Raw genomic sequence first — 1,475 nt, 5'->3', positions numbered from 1 at the left:
GGCTCTTCGCATCTGAGCGTGGGGTCAGGTCCGTAGCCCGCCGGCGATGAGGAGCATCCGCAGGCGATAGTTGTCGCGGTTGCGGTAGCCGCGGGCCAGGCGCCGGTGGAGTTCGATGAGGCCATTGATCGCTTCGGTTCCTCCGTTGTTGGAGCGGCCGGTGGTCCAGTACGCGAGGAAGGCGGCCTTCCACTTGCGGAGCGTTCGTCCTAGTCGGGCGATTTCCGGGATCGGGCAGGATGGCAAGGTCGCGAGTACCTTCTCCGCAGCGCTGCGCCCGGCAGGCAGGTCTTTGTGGTGGTAGGCCTGTCGGAGTTCGTGGGCGACTTGCCAGGCGATGAACAGTTCCTCGTGTCGGGGGTCGGCGGCCAGGGCCTCGTCGAACCGCCGCCACTGGCGCTCGGTGAGCCTGTCGGGGTCGCAGCGGATGATGGTGCGGATCCCGTAGAGCGGGTCGCCTTTACGTCCGCGGTGACCGCAGATCTGCTGCTGCAACCTCCGGCGGACCTCGTCCACGGCGCCAAGGGCGAGCTTGACCACGTGGAAAGCGTCGAGAACAGCGGTGGCATCCTCGAGTTCGTCATCGATCGCTCGCTTGTAGCCGTGGAACGGATCCAACGCGGCGATCTCGACGCCGCTGGTGAAACCCTTGCCCCGCGCGGTGAGCCAGTCTGCGAACACCACCCCGGAGCGGCCTGGCACGAGGTCGAGCAGCCTGGCCTGTACTTTGCCGTCCCCGTCGCGGGTGAGGTCGACCATCCCGGTCAGTTCCTTGGGGCCGCGCTTACGCCGGGAGACATGGTGCCAGATGTGTTCATCGACGCCGAGGGTGCGGACGCCGTCGAAGCGGGCCGGATCATCGGCCAACGCCTCCAATGCAGCCTTGACCGGCGTCCACACCGTGTGCCACGCGGTACCGAGCTGACGAGCCAGTCCGCTGACGGTGGCGTGCTCCCGGCGCAGCTGTCCCACTGCCCACTCCACGACGCGGGCCGTGGTGGCATGCCGCGGCGAGGCAAGCCCAGGCAGGTTCTCCACGAACGTCACACGTTTGCACGCCCCGCCTGGGCAGACGAAGCGGCGTTTGCGCCAGATGATCGTGACGGGGCGGCCGAACGCGGGGATGTCGACCAGACGCACCACCTGCCGTCCATGCCCCACCCCGGCGGCGCCGCAGTCCGGGCATCCGACCGGTCCCGGCTCGGATTCGACGGTCACCTCCAGGTGCTCGCCACGCAGACGCGCATCAAGGACGTACACGTCGTCGAGCCCGACGAGAAGATCGCAGCGGACACAACGGGGCGCAGGTGCGGTTCCGGTGGCAGACCGGCAGCACCCGATAGGCTCAGACATGGGTCGAGGCCCTTTCAGGATCGGATGTAGTGGTACTTCCAATCCTTCAGGGCCTCGACCCTCTCGTCTCCCTACCGCCTCACCGGCGTGTCGTCCTCACCCACGCTCAGATGCGAAGAGCC

At 67.5% G+C, this 1,475-nt stretch carries 1 protein-coding gene; it reads right to left on the bottom strand.

Going from position 1 to position 1,475, the window contains the following annotated elements; translation table 11 throughout:
* Positions 1 to 24: 24 nt before the first annotated feature.
* A complete protein-coding gene (locus tag H483_RS27175; RefSeq protein ID WP_193746856.1) occupies positions 25 to 1,353 on the bottom strand; it encodes an ISL3 family transposase in 1,329 nt (442 codons plus the stop codon).
* Positions 1,354 to 1,475 lie beyond the last annotated feature (122 nt).

It is taken from the genome of Dietzia sp. UCD-THP (genome assembly GCF_000349585.1).
GTDB lineage: Bacteria > Actinomycetota > Actinomycetes > Mycobacteriales > Mycobacteriaceae > Dietzia > Dietzia natronolimnaea_A.
The sequence above is the reverse complement of the archived record's forward strand: the minus strand, read 5'-3'. Positions and strand labels throughout refer to the sequence as shown.